Source organism: Streptomyces sp. NPDC003393 (genome assembly GCF_053589015.1).
The window spans coordinates 1-1,027 of record NZ_JBSFRB010000106.1 but is presented as its reverse complement, the minus strand read 5'-3'; the positions used below and the strand labels follow the sequence as shown (position 1 = coordinate 1,027).

General features: G+C 71.5%; 1 protein-coding gene. It reads right to left on the bottom strand.

The features are described from left to right. Positions 1–94: 94 nt before the first annotated feature. Positions 95–1,027: OmpL47-type beta-barrel domain-containing protein (locus ACWDUZ_RS38575; RefSeq protein WP_451636490.1), on the bottom strand; the 933-nt coding region annotated here is incomplete at its 5' end.

Here is a 1,027-nt window from a genome sequence, read left to right as displayed (position 1 = left end):
ACTGCGGGCAGGCCCGATGGAGTGGAACCGGCCGGTTCCACTCCATCGGGCCCTGTCAGGAGGCGGAGGCCCCCGTGTGTCCTCCGCCGTCAGCTCACCGCTCGCTACGCGCGGCGTGCGGCTTGCCCACGTCGCTGCGGCCGGCGGCCTTCTTGATGGCCGCGGCCTCCCGCTGGTCGATGACTCCCTCCCGCCGCAGATCCGTGACGAGCTTCTCGACGGCCGAGACGAACGCGCCGTGGCTGGTCCAGGCCGCGTGGTCCTCGATCAGCTCGTTGATCGTGCAGCCGTTCGTCGTGACACGGTCGGGGATGCCCGTGTTGACCGTGCCGACGTACACCGTCGAACGGTCGTCCGTGTCAGGGCAGTCGGTGGGCGGCCGGCCGTCGACGACGGTCAGGGTCAGCGACTTGGCCTCGGAGGTGTTCCCCGCCTTGTCGGTGGCCCGGTACAGGAAGGTGTGGCTGCCCGCGCGGTTCACCGCCACCGGTCCGGAGTACGGCAGGTAGGGGCCGCCGTCGAGGGAGTACTCGGTCGCCGCCACCCCCGAGCCGGAGTCCGTGGCGGTCACCGTCACGGTCGCGCTGCCCACGTAGTTCCCGTCGGCGTCCTTGGTCCCCGAGACGGACGCGGTCACCTCCGGCGGCGCGGTGTCCTGCGGCGGGGCGGCCACGACCGTGAACGACACCGACTGCTCGGCGGAGGTGTTGCCCGCCTCGTCGGTGGCCCGGTACTTCACCGTGTGCTCACCCACAGCGCTCACCTGAACCGGCGCGCTGTAATCCTCGTACGCCGCTCCGTCCAGCGCGTACTCGATCTCGGCGACACCCGACTCCGCGTCCGATGCCGTCACCGTCACCGTCGCGCTGGAGACGTAGTTCCCGTCGGCGTCCTTCGCCCCCGACACCGTCGCGGAGGCGTCCGGCGCGGTGGTGTCCTGCGGCGGAGCCGCCACCACCGTGAACGACACCGACTGCTCGGCGGAGGTGTTGCCCGCCTTGTCCGACGCCCGATACGCCAGGGTGTG